Genomic DNA, 21931 nt, shown 5'->3' with positions numbered 1-21931 from the left:
GTCTGCTCGACTATACCAACTTACTGTATTAGCAGCACCTTACGCTTCATTTTTCATCATAGTCGGCGTCACACCGAAATACCGTTTAAATAGTTTACTGAAATAATAGGGATCCTGATAGCCGACCGTTCGTGCGACAGCGTTCACACTTAGCCCGCCTTTTTCAAGCAATGTTCGCGCCTGCTGCAATCGCAACTTCATTAAGTAAGTGCTAGGAGTCTCTCCTTTGACGGCCTTAAAAGTTCGCGATAAATAGGCTGCACTAACATGTAACGTGGCTGCGACGTCGCCCAATGTCAGTTCTTCTTGGTAATGGGCATTCAAATAATAGGTGGTCGCATTAACCAAGGCCGTTTGATCAACATTATTACTCTGGCTTTGCTTTCCGGCATAATCATTGCTGACCTTATTGTCAGGTAGCGATCGCAATAACCAGCACAGCTGTTCAATCACCATTGTCTGCGTTAATAAATCATGACCAAAGACAGTTGGCCGCTGGTTTTCGGCGATAATTCGACGAGCATTAGCCATAAATTCTGCGCGATATTCACCTAAGTTAATCAAACTATCCGAAAATGGCATATGATTAGGCGGCTGTCCTGGAAGTGCGATATGTCGAAACCCAATATGCAACTGTAAACTTTCAGAATTCGGGGGTTGGGTCTCTTGGTGATGGATGCCAGGATTAAACAGTAGCGCCTGACCCGCGACCACCCGCCGCCACTGACCCTCCACGTTGTAATCAGAGTAGCCAGTTACCATGATTGACAGCTCCAAAAAATCGTGTTGGTGATACACGTAAGTCCCTGGCTGCTGATTTCGAAAAGGAAAAGCATATAAGACTTCCGGTTCAAATGCACTTAGTGACAACACTGCTAGCACCTCCTTGCAAAAAAAGACATTAAATCAGTCAAAATAATCTATTTCCTATCAACACAAACATCCGCATAATTAATCTCGTTAAGTCGCCTAGGTTTGAATGACATTATTAACGGGAGGGATCATAAATGAATCCATATCAATGGGTCTGGCAATATGCACGTCGAAGTCAACTGCAAATCATCCTTGCCAGTATCCTGATCATCATCAATGCAATTGGCGTCGTGGCAGTCCCATTATTAGGCGGAATGCTTGTCGATCTCGTCATTAATCAGCGCCATCTGAAGCTATTATTACCATTACTGGCCGCGATGATTGGCATTACTTTAATCCGAACACTGATGCGCTATTGTTATATCATTTTGTGGGAACGCGTCGGCCAAAACTCACTGTTTGCGATCCGACATGACTTATTTACGAAATTGCAATCATTAGATGATCCATTCTTTAAGTCAGTCAGCAACGGCGACATCATGGCACGTCTAACCGGTGATACGGATGCGATCCGCCATTTCTTATGCTGGGTCACTTATAACGCTGCCGAATGTATTCTGTGGTTTCTGACCGCTGTTGTCGTGATGGGCTGGATCAATTGGCAACTCATGCTCGCCTTAATTATCCTGACACCGTTCATCGGCTGGCTAACTACCAGGATGAGCAATGAAGCACACGCCGTCTTCTTTAATATCCGTCAGAGTTTTGCACGTTTAAACGCCATGGTAGAAGAGAATATTTCCGGCAACCGAATCGTACGTGCATTTGCCCGTGAAGACTACGAAATTAACAAGTTTGAACAGCTTAATCACGATTACAAAAATAAAAATATGGCTTCAGCGGCAGTTTCAAGACGTTACCTACCCGCACTAGACTTTTTAGCATCCTTGTTAACCGTGATCGTTTTGCTACTAGGTAGTTTCTTCGTTATCAACCATCAGATGACGCTAGGGGAACTGGTCTCCTTTAATGGTTTCTTGTGGATGCTCAATCAGCCCATGCGGATGAGTGGCTGGCTAATCAACGATATTCAGCGTTTCTCTGCCGCAACAATTAAAATTCGCGCCATGTTAGCTGCTCAGCCACAAATCACCACTGAAGAAGTCCCATCCGTCGGCAAAATCCAAGGTACGGTCGAATTCCAGCACGTTGACTTTGCTTTTCCAGATGACCCTAAAAATAACATTTTAACGGACATCAGCTTCAAAGTGACCCCTGGACAAACCTTGGGAATTTTAGGTGAAACGGGATCAGGAAAGACAACGCTGATGAATTTAATTGCTCGTTTTTATGATCCCACGAGTGGGCGGGTCCTTATTGATGGTCAGGATGTTCGCCAATGGGCGGCACAAACTTTACGTGATCAAATTACGATTGTGACGCAGGATCTCTTTCTGTTCTCGGATTCGATCACCGACAATATTAACTATGGTAATCACGAGGCCTCACTTCCCTTCATCCATCAAATGGCCAATATTGCAGATGCTGATAATTTTATCAATCAGATGCCAGAAGGCTATGATACCGTGGTTGGTGAGCGTGGCGTGGGCCTCTCGGGTGGTCAAAAACAACGAATTTCTCTTGCTCGAGCATTGGTTAAAGATCCGCAAGTCCTAATCTTGGACGATACCACCAGTGCGCTTGACATGGAGACCGAAGCGACCATCCAGCAACGGCTCCAATCGGTGACTCAAAATAAGACGGTCTTCATCATTGCTTCACGCATCTCATCATTACGCCATGCCGATCAAATTATCGTCCTGCGTCATGGGAAGATTGTGGAGCAGGGTACACATGACACGTTACTCGAACAAGCCGGATATTACGCCGAAACCTACCAACGACAACTTGGACTGCTTGAAACTGCTAAGGGAGGTGAGGACCATGGCTAAACGCAATACGTATAACGAAGATGAATCCTTGACCACTCACTTCAACTGGCACGATTACGCCCGATTAGGTCACTATTTGCGTCCCTATCGTTGGCGATTACTCTTAGTGCTATTCACCATTGTCATCGGTAATATCGCAGTTGTCTTAGGGCCATTCTTGATGAAGGTCGCGATTGATACCGCAATTCCGAACCGTGATATGGCACTAATCTGGACACTTAGCGGCATCTTCTTAGCCAGCCTGTGCATTGCCTTTACTTGCTTTCGCTACCGTATTTGGGCAATCACTGAAATCGGACAGAATTTGTTGATCGATATGCGAACGGATTTATTCACACATCTTCAAGAATTACCGTTTGCTTACTTTGACTCCCGGCCACACGGTAAAATTCTGATTCGAGTCGTTAACTACATCAACACGTTGAGTGACCTATTAGCCAATGGATTAGTGAATCTGATTTCAGATATTATTTCAGTTATCGTTACACTGATATTTATGTTCACCATTAGCTGGCGGCTGACGCTTGATAGTCTGGTACTCATTCCAATACTCATCTTGTGGGCTTACGTGATTCAGAAGAAACAACGCCGGGCTTTTCGCCAATTAAGTAATAAGCAATCTAACCTTAATGCCTATATTCACGAGAGCATTGCTGGGATCAAGGTCACCCAAGGATTTGCCCAAGAACAGTCTACGATTCAGCACTTCGATCAGGTGGCTGATGATAATCGTGACGCGTACATGCAGGCGGTTAAGATTCAGTATGCTTTGAGCCCCGGCGTTCAAAATATCTCCACCATGACAACGGCCTTAATCTATTTCATCGGAATTCAACAGTTAGGCGTTGTTGTTAGTACCGGGACATTAATCGCGTTTATCGGTTATATTAATAATTTTTGGAATCCAGTTATTAATATCGGTAATTTCTACAACGACTTGATTACCGCCACCGCCTATCTTGAGCGGATCTTTGAAACGATGGATGAGCGCCCCCAAATTCAAGATGCGCCGGATGCTTTTGCACTACCACCGATTAAGGGCGACGTTCGCTTCAATAACGTCTCATTTCGCTACGATGACGAGGGTCCTCTGACTTTAAGTGATGTCTCGTTTCACGCACAAGCCGGTGAAACGATTGCCTTGGTTGGTCCCACTGGAGCTGGTAAGACAACCATCATCAACTTACTCTCGCGTTTTTACAACGTCACCGCTGGAACGATCACCATCGACAATATCAACTTGCAACAAGTTACGCTAGATTCGCTGCGACAGCAGATGGGTGTCATGCAGCAGGATACTTTCTTATTCTCGGGAACCATTATGGACAACATTCGTTATGGTCGCTTGGATGCAACAGACGACGAGGTTCAACAGGCTGCCAAAATCGCACATGCGGATGACTTTATTCGATCGCTCCCGTCTGGCTACCAGAGTATGATTCAAGAACATGGTGATAGCTTGTCTGCCGGCCAACGCCAACTACTCGCCTTTGCACGTGTCTTATTAGCAGATCCACGTATTCTTATCTTAGATGAAGCGACTGCCGCTATCGATACGAAGACTGAAGCACTCCTTCAAGCTGGCCTTAACGAACTGCTAAAGGGGCGAACCAGCTTCATTGTTGCCCACCGACTATCTACGATTCAACATGCAGATCAAATCTTAGTCGTTAACCACGGTCAAATCGTTGAGGCCGGACGACATGAACAGTTAATGGCACAACACGGCGAATATTATCAATTGTACGAATCACAATACCAAATGCTACAAGCGCAAGACTAATTCACTTAGACGACAACCACTCATGAGTATTATTTAATGAGTGGTTGTTTTTCTGTCGTTAAAAATAAATTGTCCATTGCTGGAACCATTAATTTTATGATTTCCTATCCGTCAGTTAGTTCTTATCAGTCATAAATTGACCATTCTGACCAACTTCACGTCAAAAAGATATAATTTGTGCACATCTTGATATAGTTTCTCCCTAGGAATATATCATGTAAGCGGTTAAAATTACACTGAAGTTAGCCGATTTATCCCAAAAGTTGTTGGTTGGACTATACCAAGTGGAGGTGAGCTCTTGGCTAAATACGAAATTTTATTTAAACAATTACGGATGGCCATTCTTCGCGGCGAATATGCGCCTAATGACCGCCTGCCAAGTGAAAATGCCATTGCCATCAAACATGGTGTGAGTCGAATCACCTCCAAGCGAGCGTTAAATGAATTAGCAGCCGCCGACTTGGTTTATCGCGTTCGAGGTGGCGGGACCTTCGTCAAACCACACAAAAGCACCACTCAGCGCCAAATTTTACTCGTACTACCTTTTCCTGAAACAACTGCCTTTGGCGACTACCAAAGTGGTATTAAGGCGACCCTGACCGGAACAACTTGGCAATTAAAATTAATGGCGAATGAAGCATTTCTTCAACTCGACTTGACGCAATTGGCTGATCAGTACGCAGGAATTATCTACTACCCTCAGAATCTCGCTACTGAATTACCGGTACTGATGACTTTATCGGCACAAAAAATGCCACTAGTCGTCCTGGATAAGACCCCCGCAGCACTCGCGGTTCCAAGTGTGACTAGTGACAATGTTGCTGGGGGCCGAATCGCTTGTGAACACCTTCAAAATCGAGGGCACCAGCGAATTGCGTTCTTACCTGAATCTCCATTCTGGCAGACTTTTACCGGCACTGTGAGTGATCGCTTTTTAGGCTATTTTAACTGCTTAAAATTGACCGCCAATGATACTGGGCTCCCCTTGCGATGGGCCCAAGCATTACAAGCTTGCACTAATCCCATGCAACTGCACGCCTATATTCAGGCACAAGGCATCACGGGACTCATTGCTGAGAATGATGTGGTGGCATTGCGCGCTCTACAGCAGTTGCAGCAAATCGATCATGGGATCGGGACATCACTGGCGCTAGTTGGTTTTGACAATCTGCCGGCAGCGGCCAGAAATCACCCGGCACTGACCACCGTGGTTCAAGACTTTGGGATGATTGGGGCCAAAGCTGTCGAAGCCTTACTCGACCAGATCAATAATCCCAAGCATTGTTTTGATCGCCAAATTGTCGTCAGCGTCAAACTCATGGTTCGCGAATCCACCAATACACATTAATGACTCAAATCTTTATCAGGGAGGCCCTTTTATGAATACACAGCAATTACTCAAAATTTATCCGCAAGCAACCGTTTCTCCCCTCCCATCAATGGCAAAAAATGTGGTCTGCATTACTATTAATAACGGTAAATATGTCTGTATTGATACGACTAACCTAAATCAACGTGAACTGTCATTGCTAGAATTATTGACACAAACTAAACCGCAGCCAACTGTTGAAGATAATTGGTCAGAATTTTTAATGGGCCAGCGTACTACGGCTCCTCACACGATAGCCAAAAGCCTGCAACTCTTACATTTTCGTGTCCGCTTTACCGATCAACATACGAACCGGTCTCAGTGGCTACACGCCTTAGCCGATACATTCGAGCATGTGCTACATCAGGCCTTTACAACCTCTAATACGGGTTATCTTATCCTTGCTGAGCCCCAGACGGATACCAAAAATGACCTAACCAGCTTACTTGCGCTAATTGACAACGATTTTTATACCAATACCCATCTGTTTATTGGTAGTATCCATACGGACAGTCATGATTTACCAGCCGCATTTACACTAGAACAACAGTTATTTACACGTAATCAACAAGACACCATTGTGACGTTAAGCGCCAGTTTATTGCCATTCTTAGCCAAGCAGCATCGCCCGGAACTTGAAGTTTTATGTCGTAATTTATGTTTAGATACCGATACTCAGCAGTTGATCAGTGCACTCTATCATACCCAAGGCAACGTCCGCCAAGCGGCTAGCCAATTATTTATCCACCGGAATACGCTGCTCTACCGCATCGAAAAATTCGAACGGTGTAGCGGCCTTAATCTTAAAAACATGGACGATCTGGTTTATTGTTACCTACTCACACTTGCAAACTAATTGAATTTTATCAAGAAGTTGACAGCAGCATGTTTTGAAGTATCGCGATTTTTATCGTTCACTATTTTGAACGGCCTACTTTTTGATCCCGTTTTTCAAAGATTGTTATGATCTTTTGCGTTAAGTTATACTCACTCATAATGCTCATTAATGTGTCTTGAGCATGGGTGAATAAAACCGAGTATTCGACAGTGTCACCTTCCGCTTCACCCTGTAATTTTTGAGTTTGTAGCCGATGCGCTATGAGTAATTTATCATTTGCCTTCTCCATATTAGCTCGCGCTAAATCGTAATCGGCATCACCGATATTATCTAGCGCCTCAGCGATAAATACACGCGCATCACCAGCGTTGATGATGATTTCCATCGTACTCTTTGCGGCTTCGTCTCTAGTTTCTTCCTCGTTCATACTATTTCCCTTCATTTTTTAAAATTTTAGCCGTTCGCCGCTTCTTCTTTAGCAATCTGCCCATCGTAAACTTTGAAGAATGGGAACCAAATAACCCAAGAAACGATAAAAATAAGAACGACTAGGATGATCGCTCCCACGGACGGGCTAACTAACCACGTTGAGACTGGAAATGGAATGTACCAGAGCTGCATCAACGCTTTAGGTATCGTCGCTAATCCGGCCTTCAATCCGATCCAAGTTATGATTGGAATGACGATTCCATTAATCCATAGCGGGATCATCAAGTATGGATTCCACACAATAATCCCGAAAACGACGGGTTCATTAATATTGAACAGTGATGGAACAACGCTGGCCTTACTCAGTGCTTTTAGTCGTTGCGACTTTGCTAAAAACAGCATCATTAACACGAGCGGCATTGTACAGCCAATACCACCGATCCAAGTCCAGCCGCTATAAATTACTTCACTTGTGAAAACATGCGTTGCAGATTTACCGGCAGCAATCGCAGCTGTATTAGCAGCAATACCACCAAGCATCAATGGTTGCATAATCGGCGCAAGCACCCACCCAGAGATCCCCATGGAATAAATAAAACAATAGATAAATAGAATTAACGTAAAACCATAAATCGTCTCAACGCCATTTGCTAGTGGTGAGAATACTGCTTGGATCATGTGATACATGTTGAAGTGACAAACATCAACTAAGATCCAGCCAATCGCAATAATCACGCCGATCGGTAACATCGAATCAAACCACGCCGTTACAAAATCTGGTATGACGCTATCTTCACTAAAAAATGAGAAACGTCCAAACATTTCTAAAACGACACTGACAAAGATTGCGACACTAATCGCGACAAACATCCCCCCAGCACCAAATTCGCTGAATTGAAAGGAAATTACCGTGCCTGATGAGGTAAACGTCGGATTTAGTAACATCATAAATAGTGCCACTGACGTCAAACCAGCAATCATCCGTTACTTGTTCAACTTTTTGTCGGTGAGATAGTTAAACGGCACCAAAAATGCAATAAAGATTGATAATAATCCGAATGTAAAATTGCTAATCGGCGTAAAATTCGGCCACCATTTCCAAAAATTGCCTGGAATATTAAGTAAACTAACGATCGAACCCACTAAAATAAAGGGTAAAACCTCTAGAACTGACTTCTTCAATGTGACAATCCACTGATTATTCCCAACAATTTGCGCTTTGGGTGCAAATTTATTATTGAGAAAATCCATAAACTTATTCATTTAGTACACTCCAATAATCGAATTTCATCAGCACACCTTATTGACCGAGTTCCGCACGTAAATGTGCAATTGCGCCCTGGCCATCTAGAATGGCATAGTAATCGGGCCGCATTAAAATCACAACGACATTCTCGGGTACCCGTGATTTAATCGCATTAAACTCCGCCTTCAGATGTGGACCAACCATTAGCGCATCAATTTCGTCTGCGTAGTCACTAAGCTCTGCTTCACTGCGCGCTTTAATCTTGTAATCCAAGCCTTCCTTTTTCACTGCTTTACGCATATTTGCGGCCATAAATCCGGAAGAAGCCCCGGAGCCACAAATTAATAAAATATTTTTCGCCATAATAATTACCCCCAAATAATTGTTCATTTACTTCTGAAACTAGCCGGTCTAAATAAAAAATCAGTTTGGCAACGTCAAACTGATTTTTTGTTTGATGATTAAAATCCAGACGAGCGTTAAAGTTTTAGCGAATCACTAACTAGTTCTTGATAAAGTGCACGCATGATATAAATGATTGCTGCAGTTAAGAAGAAGGAGAACGTCACGTCAGACAAGAAGTGCGCTCCAATAACGATTCGGCTGATCCCAACTAAGATGCCCCATACCACACCAAAGACCCACAATATTTCACGTGTTCGTTGCTTAGTTGCGAACCAAGAAAAAATCACACATGAAATTCCCGCCATCGTATGACCTGATGGGAAAGACTTATGACCATTAATGCCATTAGGATGAAGCCACGATGTAAAATTCGTCTGTGACGCGTTCAATTCATAAGGTCGGAATCGACCCCAGTCATTTTTCAACGTTGCATTGACCTCTTCAGCAAACCATACTGTTAGCGATGCAAACACTGCAACTAGTAAGTAACGCGCTAATTGTTGATCACTTTGTTTATGTAACCAATAATATTGAAGAATCGCTGTAAAGATAAGGTAGACAACCAAGCATATTAGAAATGACATCGCCAGTGAACCCGTCCCAGCCATTCCGTCACTATTAGCTAGACCAATTGGCCGATGTTTATGAACGTTATTAATCGCTGAAAATGTATAGCTTAGCACCACGTTTAAAAATTGTTTCATCTGCCACACTGACAGCGAGACACTACCGACGAATAAAAATACGGCAAAAACTTTATCTCTCAAATGTCGACAGGCGTAGGCTATCCCGATTTGACCACTCAAAAAGAAGACAATGTGAATTGGAGACTCACCAACCGTTTGAAATACGGTTCCAAAAATACTGTTGTAATTAATAACTGCATTGCTGATTTGCAAATCAAAAAAGGTCGCAATCACTAATAACACGACACAAACGAGGCTTGAGACAACCAACAGCTTATTTCTTGTATCTGTATTCAAAATCACACCTACTTTCTTAACAACATGATAGTTTTGCATTGTATAGTTATCGTAGGATTTTGGTAAATATTTTGAATCAATTATGTAACGAAGCTGTAAGGCCTCGTATTTTGGCGCCTCGCTGGCTTAGTTTTCAACGATTCAATTCAATTTGATTAGTTCCTGAAGGCCGGTATATCAATTTTAACGCTAGTATGTTTCACATAAATTAAGTTGTATTCCTTACAAACTTTCTGAAATTAAGTTGTGATATTCAATTTTAAATCCGTCAATTTAACCGGCTTTCTTTTCATAATCACTTTTACGGAGGCGACATAAAAAACGACCGAGTAAATGTCTTACCCGATCGCTTAATTGATATTGATTATCACTATTTTAATGTGTGTCGAACTGTAACTAAATCATTACCGTAACCGCAGCCGCCGCAATGATCAGCACTAATCCACCAATCGTAACCCACATTTCTTTGGTGGTCTTCTTCTGACCAAGGAACCAAATCCCAGTCAATGTCGCTAAGACAACGGAAGTTTGGGAAAGAATGAAGCCAGTAGCTAACCCGTTCATATCTGGTTGTGCAGAGATTAAGTAAGTCAGTGCAGCAAATGCGAAGAAGAAACCAGAAATGATGTGCGTGTATGAGACGCCTTCGACAAGGGCTAACTTTTCACCGCGAGAAGCTAAGAACAGTGCGTAAACAACGGAGACAATTACCATCCCAATTGCTTGCGGAACGAACGCTTCTTCACCACCGATACTAGTTGCTTGGGGTGCAGCTGAGTAGGCCCAGTAGCCGATTTCACCGACTGCCAACCAGATAACGGCTTGACGTAATGTCCGGGAATTACCAGCATCCTTATGTTCGGACCACACGGTTAAGTAAGCCCCGATAATGATTCCGACTAATGCTAAGCCACCAAGGACTTTATCCATCGAGCCTGGCCAGTCGCCAAGTGCAAAGACGCCCCAGAGTGAGGCTCCTAATAGTTGAAAGGCCGTGGTAATCGGCATTGCTCGTGAAGAGCCAACCATCGTGAAGACTTTGAACGTCACGATTTGGGCACTGGCCCAGCCAATCCCTGACAAAATCGAGAACCAGAGATTCATGCCACTTGGAAAGGCAATCCCTTGAGACCATGCATAGATCAGCGCGAAGATCAGCGTCCCAACAGTCGAACCTAAAATCTGGTTAACAGGCCGGCCACCGATCTTGGAAGCAATCGTGGGGTACAGCCCCCAACCAAGCAACGGTCCTAAGCCAATTAGTAAAGCGGTAGTATTCATTCCAATCCCTCCATTAATCGCCAGCTACCCTAAAAAGTAACGCCACTTTCCAATAAGATGTTTGAATATGGTGTCATTTCACCAGTCCGTACGAATGCCTTGCAGTCCGCTAAGTCCTTCTTCATTTCTTCATGAGGAATAAAGGTGATTGGCGTGTCTGGCAAGCGCTTCTTGATTGCCGTCAACATCTTAGGATTTTGAACTTTGATTTCTTCTGCCAAGAAGATTCGTTGAACTTCTAGTTCTTCCAAGACATTATTCAATACTTGCATGAAGCTTGGAATACCGTTATCAACGGCCAAATCAATCTTTTCAGTCGTGCTTGGTACTGGCATCCCAGCATCACCAATGCTTAACTTATCAAAATGACCCATGGTTGCGATAACTCGTGACAAATCTGAATTAATAACTTTAGTCTTTTTCATAATTATTTACCCTCCGCGGCTGTAATTTCATTTTTATAAGGAATCGATGGTTGAGCGCCAAACCGTTGTACGGCAATCGATGAGGCCCGGTTACCATAACGAATTGCATCTTCCAGATTACTGAAATCTTTGTCTAATACGCTGCTCATCGCACCAATGAAGGTGTCGCCAGCTGAAGTCGTATCAACCGCTTCAACCTTGAACGCTGGAATAACGCCGTGCCGGCCATTGATATCGTAGAAAGCACCCTTACTACCAATTGTAATAATGACTGCCGAAATGCCTAGTTCATGCAAAGCAGCGGAGGCCTTCATCATGCTGGCTTCATCCGTAATCGCAATGCCGGTCAACGTTTCAGTTTCAGTCTCATTTGGGACGATCATATCCGTCACTGCTAGCAATTCAGCGGGTACTTTTTCCATCGCTGGTGCAGGGTTCAAAATCGTTTTGACACCGGCTGCCTGCGCAATCTTGAACGCTTCGACCGTACTGTCTACAGCGCTTTCAAATTGAGCAACAACAAAATCACTTGCTTCAATGATATCCCGGTGAGCTGCAACGTCATCTGGTGTGAACGCCATGTTAGCACCGCCGTGAATCATGATTTGATTTTCACCAGCGTCATCGACCGTCACGTAAGCTTGCCCAGTAGACTGCTTCGTCATCTTGGTGATCCCTGCTAAGTTGATTTTTTCTTGGGTCAGTAAGTCCAGCATGGTTTTACCGGCATCATCATCACCAACTGCGCCAATAAAGTGAGTCTTCGCACCAGAACGTTGAGCTGCGACAGCTTGGTTCGCACCCTTACCACCACCAGCAGAAAAGATTTCTTTCGTGTGAATCGTTTCGCCAGGTTTTGGCATATTTTTAACCCGAATCGTCCGGTCTAAGTTGATACTCCCAATAACGGTTACCGTATTCATAATGGTCCCTCCAAATAGTTGAATTCGTCTGAATTAGTTTTTATTAAAACGTTTTATGAAAACGTTTTAATTAGCTCATAAAAAATATAACACATTTGAATTGTTAATTCAAATGTGTCGTTGAATTTCTGACAATCAATTTAACTGGTAAGTGGTGCTCTTCCCATGGCTGACGCGGGTTAGCGATCCGTTCAAGCAATTGGTTCGCAGTCGTTTGCCCTAGCTCAAAAATCGGTTGGGCAATCGTCGTAAGCTGCGGTGCGACATATTGACACATCTCGACGTCATCATAGCCGATCACGCTGTAATCTTCAGGGATTCTTTTACCATGTTCGGCCATCCCTAAGTACACGCCAAAGGCAATTTCATCGTTGACGGCAAAGATCGCCGTTGCGGGCGTCGTAAAAATTTCTGGCACAACTTGGCGACCACCTGCTTTAGAGAGTGGCGTCGCAATGACGTGAACAGCCTCCCGCGGATACACACTATAGAATCCACTGAGCCGCTTTTGAACATTGGCAGACGGCTTTGCCGGAATAAGGACGGCAACTTGCTGGTGGCCTAGGTCTTTCAAGTGTTGGGCTGCTTGGCGGCCGCCATCATAATCATCCGTCAGCACAGAATCACTAAAGCCTTCCGCCCGTTTTTGATCCAGCACAATGAATGGATGGCCCTTTTGCCGCAGAATATCATTAATGGCATCGTTAGAGACCGCTGAACTCGCGATGATGAAGCCGTCTACCCCTCGCCGACTCAATTCATCCAGATAGGCCCGTTCCTTATCCTCATCCAGATCAGCATTACAGAGCATCGTAATGAAATTGTGTTGGTAGAGGACGTTTTCGATACCCCGAATCAGCTCACCGAAGAACGGATTTCTAATATCAGGCACGAGCACCCCAATCGTTTTACTCGTCTTATTAATCATCCGCTGAGCAAAATAATCGGGTTCATAATTTAATTCATCTCGGGCTGCCTCCACCTTCGCAACCGTCGTCGCACTAAACTTATCCCCATGGCCATTCAATATTTGCGAGACCGTTGCAATCGACCGTTCTGCAAGGCGCGCAACATCTTTGATGGTGACTGGTTTGTTTTTCATTTGAGCACCTCCAGTAATACTTTCAATGGATATTGTATCCTAGATTTTGAAAAACACCTAGTCTAATATGGGCGAGGAGTTGATAATAAATAAAAATCGTTATAGACGCTGTGTAGCTACCAGGACTCAAAAGACACGTAAAAAATCGCATTGTCGTATAGAAGAATCCAAAAAAGTCTATACATCAATGCGATTTTACCTCGTTACCTTTAATTAGTGTTGTTTCCTTTGTTCCAATAGTCCAGCAGTGATTGGCTGCGTTTGAACGTATATTTGTTGATATAACCGATACATTTCCTGATATTGTGCAACATGCGCGGTAACCGGATAATATGCCTTACCGTAATGAACAAACGTCTGCGCACAATCAGCTAGCGTTTTGAACCAGCCCAAACCAGTCGCTGCAATCATTGCTGCGCCCATTCCAGGGCCTTGCTCATTTTTCAGACTGACCACTTTACAATTAAAAATATCAGCTTGAATTTGTAACCACAACGCGCTCTTAGCACCGCCACCAATTGAAACAATTGTCTTAAACTCAGCACCATTATGCTGATATAGCTTGATCAAATCTTCGAATGAAAAGATAATTCCCTCTAAGACCGCCCGTACAAAATCAGCGCGTTGGTGACTACCATCCACACCAATGAAACTTCCGCGAATGGTTGCATCCGCATATGGCGCTCGCTCACCAACAATATACGGGGCAAATAACAAGCCGTTGGCACCAATGGTAGATTGCTCAGCACTAGCAACAACTGTTCCGAAATCCTCATCGGGTGCAAAGGTTTGTTTGAACCAATTCAATGAGTATCCGGCCGCCAATGTGACCCCCATTGAATAATATTTCCCGGGAAATGCATGCCGTTCATATTGCAAAACGCCACGATAATCCGTCTGTGCATTATCTTCATACTTTAAGACTACTCCTGAGGTTCCAATGCTAACTAGTGCTTTATCTGAAGATAAAATGCCCGCCCCAACGGCTCCTGCCGCATTATCAGCCGCTCCACCAAACACTTTAGTATTGACGGATAATCCCGATAATTGAGCATAGGTTTGATTAATATGACCCACATAAGTAGTCGATTCAATTAATGGCGGACACAGTGTCAACGGAATATCTAGCTGATTGCACAAAGTCTCACTCCACTGACTGGTTGTAATATCCAACAATACTGTTCCAGTCGCATCAGACCTGTCCATCGCCAGCTTTCCTGTCATTCGATAACGCAAATAGTCTTTGGGTAACAAGAATGTCCGTGCCCGCTTCCAAATGTTAGGTTCGTTTTCTTTAACCCACAACAATTTCGGTAACGTGAATCCCTCCAGCGGTCGGTTACCCGTTATCTTAATAAAGTCATCGCCAAATTGTGATTCTAATTTTCGACATTGAGGTGTCGTTCTAGTATCATTCCACAAAATTGCAGGTCGCAACACGTTGGCCGCGTCATCTAATAAGACTAAGCCATGCATTTGTCCAGAGTAACTTAATCCTTCAATCTGATCTGCGGTGACCTCAGACTGCTGCAACAATTCACGAATTGCTTGCGTTGTTTGGGTCACCCAGTCTTCTGGATCCTGCTCACTATAGCCAGGATGAGGCTGTTGTAATGCATATTTAGCACTAGCTTGGGCCACGACATTTCCTTGCTTATCAATTGCCGAGACCTTAACCGCACTCGTCCCTAAATCAATTCCTAATACGACTGCTGACATTTTGCATCCTCCTCACATATGTAAAAACACGCCGAAGTTCAAGCCTCAAGCGCGTTTTTACATCTCTTATTTACTTAACGTCTCGATAATATAATGATTAATTGTATCCTTAACCTCTTCTAGATGATCTGAAGAAGTGGCTGCAATCAACTCTGATTGAGGCTTATCAATGGCATATGATTCTAGTGATTTGAAGTCAGCCGTTCCAGCTTCGATTTCGGCACCAACACCACTTTGATAAGAGCTATAACGGTCTGCAACCAATTTTTCTAAGAAACCGTCTTGCTTCATCTTAAGTGCGACCCGCAATCCAGCGGCAAAGGTGTCCATCCCAACAATGTGCCCATAGAACACATCATTAGCCGCAAATGAACTCCGGCGTGGCTTAGCATCAAAATTCAAACCACCCCGTGGCCCAATGCTGCCATTTTCAACAACTTCATACATTGCAGCAGTTGCTTCATACAGGTCTGAAGGGAATTCATCAATATCCCAACCGATTAACTTATCACCTTGGTTAGCATCCAATGAACCAAGTAAGTTGGCTTCACGGACCACTCGAATTTCATGTTGATAGGTATGTCCTGCTAAGTTGGCATGGTTGCCTTCCAAATTCAGCTTAAAGTCTTTATCTAAATCATACTCTTTCATGAACGCAATTGTCGTTGCTGCATCAAAGTCATATTGATGTGTCGATGGTTCCTTAGGTTTCGGTTCCAACAACATTTGTGCATCAAATCCAATTTCGTTGGCATAATCTTTAGCCATGTGGAAGAACTTGGCAGCATGCTCTTGTTCTAGCTTCATATTGGTGTTCCATAGAGATTCATAACCCTCACGACCACCCCAGAAGACATAGTTTTCAGCACCGACACGTTTCCCGATTTCCAGGCTGTGCTTTAACTGCGCAGCAGCATACGCAAAGACATCCGCATCTGGTGACGTTGCAGCCCCTGCTACAAATCGTGGATTCGTAAACATATTAGACGTGTTCCATAGTACCTTCATGCCAGTCTGTTTCTGATAATCGACGATTTTATCAATAACCTTATCCAAGTTACGGTTAGTCTCCCGCAGCGTGTCACCTTCAGGAGCTAAATCACGATCATGGAAACAGAGATAATCAACACCTAATTTGTGATAGAATTCAAACGCTGCATCTACCTTTGCTAACGCCAAGTCCATCGGGTCTGTGATATGGTCATAAGGCCGTTGTGCGGTTCCATCACCAAATGGATCTACTAGCCGTTGATCAAATGTGTGCCAATAAGCAACAGAGAATCGTAACCAGTCACGCATCTTCTTGCCACCAATTACTTCATCAGGATTGTAATATTGAAACCCTAGTCCTGACTTTTTATCTTGATGACCAATATACTTAATTTGATCGACGCCTTGCCAATATTCGTTTGTCATAATTTCTGCCTCCGAGTTAGTTTGTTTCGGCAACCAACCTACAAATAAGATTATAGCGTATTGGCCTATTTTTGTAAACGCTTTCTAGAACAAAAAAATAAAAGAAGCGGTTAATCCGCTTCTTTAAATTGCAATTCATAGTCAACCATGCCCAACACATAGTGCGTAATTAAAGAACATCCGCCCAAAGAAGTTGCAAATTGGGTATTCTTAGTCAATATGATTGGCAACTGATCCTGCGCAATATCCCGATAATTATCTTGAATATCACTCAGTAATTCTGGCGCCTCCGCTAACAATTCCGAATTAATGAAGATTGCATCCGGATTCAAGGTTGTTACGACGTTATATATTAGGCCCGCAATCACACTGCACGATTGTGAAAGAATCCGTTCAACTTCTCGATCATGTTGTTGGTACAACTGAACAACGGTTTGCCGATTAGTCGTCTCGTCTTGTTTGATCCGTTTGACCCGGTTAATGATCGCTTCCTCAGAACATATCGACTCCACCGATTGCCCCGCCGTATTCGGCCCTAGCAGGGTTAACGACCGACCGACTTCTCCGGCCTCACCCTGTTTGCCTCGGAACAAGTGCTTATCCAGAATAATCCCCGCACCAATACCGCGATGAATGCTCAAGGTGATTGAGTTACGATAATCACGTCCGGCATTAAAGTCACGTTCATAAATCGCCGACAAATTAGCTTCATTCTCTAATATAACGGGCACATCAAACTCAGCTTTAAATTGCTTCACAATATCGATATCGTGCATGTCGATCCATGGTGAATGGACAATCTGATTATCATTGATAATGCCATGAATCGAGAAACAAATGCCTAATAAGCCATGAATCGCATGAACTTGTGATTGCATCTCTTGTACAAAGTGCCGGCAGTCATCTAACATGTCTTCGATGGGCCGTCCCTTGGTATCAATTTCTTGATAATCAATAATTTCAGCGTCTAAATAATTTGCCATCGCATGTAGCTGACGATAACCAAGATCAAAGGTAATCGTATAGCCGTATTTTTTATTCAGCCGCGCCATGATTGGTTTTCGACCGCCCACATTAGATGCAGCACCTTCTCCAAGTTCTTCAATAAAATGATCAGCTGACAAGCTATTATATAGCGATGAAATCGTTGATTTATTTAAATTCAATTCATGTGAAATCGCAATTCTAGAAGTTGCAGGATGATTAATAATCTGTTGTAAGACCAGCTTTAAGTTCCGGTTTCGTAACTGTGTACGACTGATGCTTCGGTTCTCCACGACATCACCCTCTCGTAATCCTATAATTAGTAAATCTCTAACTTAATCTAACAAAAAAATAGTCAGGTTACAATTGAAAAGCGGCCGTCACAAGAATGTGATGACCGCTCAATTACCTGTCAAATTCTTACTAAAGCGTTACTTCCGCTTTTCCGTCCACCAAAGATAACTTAATCGTATCATTATTCTCATGTACATAGACGGTTGAATCGCCCGTTAGTCCCACTGTATTGATCACAATGTGCCCATTAGATCGTTCGACCTTAATTTCTGCAGCATCTTGACCGTGTTCATCAACAACCTTGCTTGACACGTTGCCATCTTGGATCTGATACAAATGAATATCGACATCCTTCGTATAATCATACGCGGCATGCACTGCTTTTTCATTCCGAACAATGATTGAATTCTGACGAACCAGCACTGGTAAGTCTAATTCATCAAACACTTCATTGACCCATTCACCTGTGCGTGGTGCTTGATAAACTTTACCATCCAAAATACTAGTCCACTTACCACTTGGCAAGTAAAAGTGCGCTTTACCCTGATCATTAAAGATCGGCGCTACTAATATGTTTGGGCCAAACATATACTGTGTCGCATTATCATAGACATTGTCATCATCGCCAAATTCCAAGAACATCGGCCGCATCAACGGATTGCCATATGCAGCAGCATGTGCAGCTTCCGTGTAGATATAAGGCATTAATGACAGTTTTAAGTTAACGTATTTCCGTGTGTTTTCAACCGCTTCATCGTCAAAATTCCACGGTACTCGATAAACATCGCTTCCGTGATAACGGCTATGGGAAGAGAGCAACCCAAATTGAGACCACCGCTTATAAAGATCCGCAGTTGGCGTACCAGGGCCATCCTCAAAGCCGCCAATATCATGGCTCCAGAAACCAAAGCCTGAAAGCAAGAACGATAATCCACCTCTCAATGTATCACGCATTGAGCTGTACTTCGAGAGATTGTCGCCGCCCCAGTGTACTGGATAGGATTGTGAACCAACCGTTGCGGAGCGCGCAAATAAGACCGCTTCATCCGCACCTTTTTCCTGTTGAATGACTTCATAAACCGCTCGATTGTATTGGAGCGTGTAGTAGTTATGTTCTTGTTGCGGGTTAGAACCATCGAAGAATTTGACATCTTCAGCTGGAATTCGTTCACCAAAGTCCGTCTTAAAGCTATCAACACCCATATCCAATAACACTTTTAACTTATCTTGATACCACTTAACCGCCGCTGGATTAGTAAAGTCAATAAACCCGTTACCGGCTTGCCACAAGTCCCATTGCCAAACATCGCCATTTTCCCGAGTTAATAAGTAACCCTTATCCTTGGCTTCCTTAAATAATGGTGATTTTTGCGCAATATACGGATTCAGCCAGACACACACTTTAATACCGCGGTCATGGATTTTCTTCAATAACCCCTCTGGATCCGGGAACTGTTCCTTATCCCACTCTAACGTGCACCATTCAAAGCCTTTTTGCCAGAAACAATCGAAATGGAAGACGTCTAACGGAATATGATGTTCTTGCATCCCATCAATAAACTTCAAAACAGTTTCTTCACTGTAATCAGTCGTAAATGAAGTCGTTAACCATAGTCCAAATGACCATGCTGGTGGCAGCTTAATTGCACCAGTTAATTGCGTGTAACGATGCAACACTTCTTTTGGCGTTGGGCCATAAATAACGTAGTACTGTAGGGATTGTCCTTCCGTGCTAAATTGGACACGATCGACGTTTTCTGAGCCGATTTCAAATGAAACACGTTGGGATTCATCTACAAAGACCCCATAGCCGTTACTACTGATGTAAAACGGAATATTTTTATACGCTTGTTCACTACCCGTTCCACCATCTTGGTTCCAAGTATCAACTACTTGGCCATTCTTGACAAAATTAGTGAAGCGTTCACCGAGGCCATAGATTTTTTCATCAATCCCCATTGAAAGCTGTTCGCGCATATAATTAACTTTAGTATCATGATTCCAAATCGTCGCCTGGGCGTTCGTCTCTGATTGTGTAACCAATTGGCCGTTAGCCGTGAACTTCATTTCAAAATCAGTCCGCAATGGTAACGTCACCTTTAAGTCGCCACTTTGCAAACTAGCAACTTGATCATTTACTTCAATCGCGACCTCTGGATCCAAATTATTGATTTTAAATTCAGGGCCGTGTTCATTAGTATCGAAATGTTCCAGTTTAACCCCGATAACATTCTCAACTGGTGATGTTAAAGTAATTGTCGTTGCGCCCAAGTTTAATTGATCGCCACGAGACATAATTCGCTTATACGGTGCAAACGCCGTAATCGTTTTACCATTTTGTTGAGCATCATATGTTTCCTTTGGCGAGTTAACGTCATATTCCTCGCGATTTAGCCAATAACCGTTTGTAAACTTCACGATATTTCATCCTTTCTTATCCCATCTTACTTTTGATCGTCAGCAAGTGCATTTTCTTGTGCATGCTTCTGTTCCAAATCAGCCAACATTTTAGGTTCGATCTTATCAACTTTATAGAACAATAGTGCGATTGCTGAAAGCCCGAAACCAACGATTGGCACCCATACATAATTCATTTCAATCGCATTCAAGGCTTGGGCGCTTTGTGCATGATTAGCGACGTAGCCACCAGCAGATAGAATTAAGCCAGTGACGGCACCACCAATTCCCATCCCAAACTTAGCTGAAAAGCTAGAGAATGAAGTGACAATACCTTCTGCACGTACACCATTCTTCCATTCGCCATAGTCAACTGAATCAGCCAACATTACGGCAATTAACCCTGAAACAAAGCCTGTTCCTAAGTAACCAACAATCGTCCCAACTGTAATCGTGGGTACGTTCAAAGCTTTAGAACCGCCCCACAGAATTAATTGACCAACAATGGCTAGCAACATTCCCATCAGCATCGTGTTCCGCTTACCGATTCGTTTGGCAGTCCATGGCGTAATTACAACCGCCAACAAGGCAACTAATTGTAAGCCTAAGATAAATGAAGCTAGTGTTGCATCATGCATGTTGTATTTAAAGAAATATACCGTTACTTGTGAGCGTGTCTGCATGCCTAACCAGTAAATAAAATTGATAAAAATAACAATAACCCATGGCCAGTTCCGTTTAAGCGCTTTCAAAGATGTCTTGATTGGAATACTCTTTTTGGACTGAACCGTTTGAACGCGTTCCTTAGTATTCGCAAATACGATAAAGAAGATAACCATTGCGATTACCGCCATAATCAAGGCGACCATAAACCAACCGTGTGCAGAAGACGTGCTCCCACCACCGAAGTAGGCTACTAATGGCAACGCAATCGTTGAAATAATCGTTGCACCTAAAGTTCCCATAAATTGCCGAATTGTTGATAGCGTCACGCGTTCTTGCGGATTGCTTGTCAGACTAGGCAGGATAGATGTAATTGGGATATTGACGGCGGAGTACAAAACATCGACGCCAATGTAAGTCACGTAAGCCCACACAACTTTCATACCCGTGCTCATATTTGGAACCGTGAAACATAACACACTGAATACAGCAAATGGGATTGCGAACCATAACCAGTATGGCCGGCTCTTCCCCCACCGAGTATGCGTATGGTCAATCATAATTCCCCAGAAGGGACCATCAAACGCATCAACAATTCTCGCAACTAGGAATAATGTTCCGACAATCGCTGCACTAATTCCAAATACATCTGTATAAAAGAACATCAAATACGTACTAACTAGTGAAAAAGACAAGTTACATGCAAAATCAGATAGTGAATAACTGAAACGTTCACTCCATGGCACCATATTTTTATGGATAACACTTGCTGGTTGAGTAGCCGGACTGGCCTCGCTACTATGATGCTGCATACTAACGCTCATCGATCCAAGCCTTCTTTCTGAATTCAATCCATTGCATTTTTATCTATTCATTAATATTTGTAGGTTGGTTGGTTGTTGAATGCAA

At 43.4% G+C, this 21931-nt stretch carries 19 protein-coding genes; 4 read left to right on the top strand and 15 right to left on the bottom strand.

The window, feature by feature from the left end; all coding sequences use genetic code 11:
• Positions 1-39 precede the first annotated feature (39 nt).
• A complete protein-coding gene (locus MZO40_RS02610; protein ID WP_050338088.1) occupies positions 40-873 on the bottom strand; it encodes an AraC family transcriptional regulator in 834 nt (277 codons plus the stop codon).
• A gap of 134 nt (positions 874-1007) precedes the next feature.
• On the opposite strand from MZO40_RS02610, the gene MZO40_RS02605 reads away from it, so the two are divergent.
• The 4 genes from MZO40_RS02605 (at position 1008) to MZO40_RS02590 (ending at position 6773) form a co-directional block, all read left to right on the top strand.
• Positions 1008-2765 (top strand): ABC transporter ATP-binding protein, encoded by a 1758-nt coding sequence (locus MZO40_RS02605; RefSeq protein WP_105961382.1) that lies wholly within the window; start codon positions 1008-1010, stop codon positions 2763-2765.
• Positions 2758-4548 (top strand): ABC transporter ATP-binding protein, encoded by a 1791-nt coding sequence (locus tag MZO40_RS02600; RefSeq protein ID WP_105961383.1) that lies wholly within the window; start codon positions 2758-2760, stop codon positions 4546-4548. Before MZO40_RS02605 ends, MZO40_RS02600 begins: the two co-directional genes overlap by 8 nt.
• 298 nt (positions 4549-4846) lie before the next feature.
• Positions 4847-5896, top strand: a complete 1050-nt coding sequence (locus MZO40_RS02595) for a LacI family DNA-binding transcriptional regulator (RefSeq protein WP_050338085.1) — start codon at positions 4847-4849, stop codon at positions 5894-5896.
• Positions 5897-5927: 31 nt separating this feature from the next.
• Entirely contained in the window at positions 5928-6773 is an 846-nt protein-coding gene (locus tag MZO40_RS02590; protein WP_050338084.1) for a CdaR family transcriptional regulator, read from the top strand.
• Positions 6774-6834: 61 nt separating this feature from the next.
• On the opposite strand, the gene MZO40_RS02585 is transcribed toward MZO40_RS02590, so the two are convergent.
• From MZO40_RS02585 to MZO40_RS02520, 14 genes are all read right to left on the bottom strand, one after another.
• Positions 6835-7182: a PTS lactose/cellobiose transporter subunit IIA gene (locus MZO40_RS02585; protein WP_105960690.1), complete on the bottom strand. Its 348-nt coding sequence runs from the start codon at positions 7180-7182 to the stop codon at positions 6835-6837.
• 26 nt (positions 7183-7208) lie between these two features.
• The gene (locus MZO40_RS02580; protein ID WP_225367140.1) at positions 7209-8165 is read right to left on the bottom strand and encodes a PTS transporter subunit EIIC; all 957 of its coding nucleotides are present in this window, start codon (positions 8163-8165) and stop codon (positions 7209-7211) included.
• A gap of 3 nt (positions 8166-8168) precedes the next feature.
• On the bottom strand, positions 8169-8447 hold the full coding sequence (locus MZO40_RS02575; RefSeq protein ID WP_225367141.1) for a hypothetical protein: 279 nt from the start codon (positions 8445-8447) through the stop codon (positions 8169-8171).
• A gap of 37 nt (positions 8448-8484) precedes the next feature.
• Complete coding sequence (locus MZO40_RS02570; RefSeq protein ID WP_050338081.1) at positions 8485-8793, bottom strand: PTS lactose transporter subunit IIB; 309 nt, start codon at positions 8791-8793, stop codon at positions 8485-8487.
• Positions 8794-8909: 116 nt separating this feature from the next.
• A complete protein-coding gene (locus tag MZO40_RS02565) occupies positions 8910-9857 on the bottom strand; it encodes a phosphatase PAP2 family protein (RefSeq protein ID WP_050338080.1) in 948 nt (315 codons plus the stop codon).
• A 357-nt stretch (positions 9858-10214) separates the two neighbouring features.
• Positions 10215-11099, bottom strand: a complete 885-nt coding sequence (gene rbsU / locus MZO40_RS02560; RefSeq protein ID WP_021337391.1) for a ribose/proton symporter RbsU — start codon at positions 11097-11099, stop codon at positions 10215-10217.
• Between the two features lie 29 nt (positions 11100-11128).
• A complete protein-coding gene (rbsD, locus tag MZO40_RS02555) occupies positions 11129-11524 on the bottom strand; it encodes a D-ribose pyranase (RefSeq protein WP_050338079.1) in 396 nt (131 codons plus the stop codon).
• Positions 11525-11526: 2 nt separating this feature from the next.
• A complete protein-coding gene (gene rbsK, locus MZO40_RS02550) occupies positions 11527-12447 on the bottom strand; it encodes a ribokinase (RefSeq protein ID WP_003640204.1) in 921 nt (306 codons plus the stop codon).
• A 103-nt stretch (positions 12448-12550) separates the two neighbouring features.
• A complete protein-coding gene (rbsR, locus tag MZO40_RS02545) occupies positions 12551-13549 on the bottom strand; it encodes a ribose utilization transcriptional repressor RbsR (RefSeq protein ID WP_088770346.1) in 999 nt (332 codons plus the stop codon).
• A gap of 213 nt (positions 13550-13762) precedes the next feature.
• Positions 13763-15268 (bottom strand): xylulokinase, encoded by a 1506-nt coding sequence (gene xylB, locus MZO40_RS02540; protein WP_050338077.1) that lies wholly within the window; start codon positions 15266-15268, stop codon positions 13763-13765.
• Positions 15269-15334: 66 nt separating this feature from the next.
• A complete protein-coding gene (gene xylA / locus MZO40_RS02535; protein ID WP_252133078.1) occupies positions 15335-16684 on the bottom strand; it encodes a xylose isomerase in 1350 nt (449 codons plus the stop codon).
• A 110-nt stretch (positions 16685-16794) separates the two neighbouring features.
• Positions 16795-17961 carry an ROK family protein gene (locus MZO40_RS02530; RefSeq protein ID WP_105960692.1) on the bottom strand — a complete coding sequence of 389 codons (1167 nt, stop codon included), beginning with the start codon at positions 17959-17961 and terminating at the stop codon, positions 16795-16797.
• A 130-nt stretch (positions 17962-18091) separates the two neighbouring features.
• The gene (yicI, locus tag MZO40_RS02525; RefSeq protein ID WP_252133077.1) at positions 18092-20380 is read right to left on the bottom strand and encodes an alpha-xylosidase; all 2289 of its coding nucleotides are present in this window, start codon (positions 20378-20380) and stop codon (positions 18092-18094) included.
• 26 nt (positions 20381-20406) lie between these two features.
• Positions 20407-21771 carry an MFS transporter gene (locus MZO40_RS02520; RefSeq protein ID WP_371862620.1) on the bottom strand — a complete coding sequence of 455 codons (1365 nt, stop codon included), beginning with the start codon at positions 21769-21771 and terminating at the stop codon, positions 20407-20409.
• Positions 21772-21931: the final 160 nt, after the last annotated feature.

The sequence above is a fragment of the Lactiplantibacillus sp. B652 genome (assembly GCF_023806745.1).
In the GTDB taxonomy this organism is placed as follows: domain Bacteria; phylum Bacillota; class Bacilli; order Lactobacillales; family Lactobacillaceae; genus Lactiplantibacillus; species Lactiplantibacillus pentosus.
Note: the sequence above shows the minus strand (reverse complement) of the source record. Positions and strands in the feature narration are given on the sequence as shown.

Coding starts and splice junctions, on each gene's coding strand:
- MZO40_RS02585 (WP_105960690.1), bottom strand. CDS start 7,182: ATGAACGAGGAAGAAACTAGAGACGAAGCCGCAAAGAGTACGATGGAA.
- MZO40_RS02565 (WP_050338080.1), bottom strand. CDS start 9,857: ATGCAAAACTATCATGTTGTTAAGAAAGTAGGTGTGATTTTGAATACA.
- MZO40_RS02575 (WP_225367141.1), bottom strand. CDS start 8,447: ATGAATAAGTTTATGGATTTTCTCAATAATAAATTTGCACCCAAAGCG.
- rbsU (WP_021337391.1), bottom strand. CDS start 11,099: ATGAATACTACCGCTTTACTAATTGGCTTAGGACCGTTGCTTGGTTGG.
- MZO40_RS02520 (WP_371862620.1), bottom strand. CDS start 21,771: ATGGTGCCATGGAGTGAACGTTTCAGTTATTCACTATCTGATTTTGCA.
- xylB (WP_050338077.1), bottom strand. CDS start 15,268: ATGTCAGCAGTCGTATTAGGAATTGATTTAGGGACGAGTGCGGTTAAG.
- rbsD (WP_050338079.1), bottom strand. CDS start 11,524: ATGAAAAAGACTAAAGTTATTAATTCAGATTTGTCACGAGTTATCGCA.
- rbsR (WP_088770346.1), bottom strand. CDS start 13,549: ATGAAAAACAAACCAGTCACCATCAAAGATGTTGCGCGCCTTGCAGAA.
- MZO40_RS02605 (WP_105961382.1), top strand. CDS start 1,008: ATGAATCCATATCAATGGGTCTGGCAATATGCACGTCGAAGTCAACTG.
- rbsK (WP_003640204.1), bottom strand. CDS start 12,447: ATGAATACGGTAACCGTTATTGGGAGTATCAACTTAGACCGGACGATT.
- MZO40_RS02570 (WP_050338081.1), bottom strand. CDS start 8,793: ATGGCGAAAAATATTTTATTAATTTGTGGCTCCGGGGCTTCTTCCGGA.
- MZO40_RS02590 (WP_050338084.1), top strand. CDS start 5,928: ATGAATACACAGCAATTACTCAAAATTTATCCGCAAGCAACCGTTTCT.
- MZO40_RS02600 (WP_105961383.1), top strand. CDS start 2,758: ATGGCTAAACGCAATACGTATAACGAAGATGAATCCTTGACCACTCAC.
- xylA (WP_252133078.1), bottom strand. CDS start 16,684: ATGACAAACGAATATTGGCAAGGCGTCGATCAAATTAAGTATATTGGT.
- MZO40_RS02580 (WP_225367140.1), bottom strand. CDS start 8,165: ATGATTGCTGGTTTGACGTCAGTGGCACTATTTATGATGTTACTAAAT.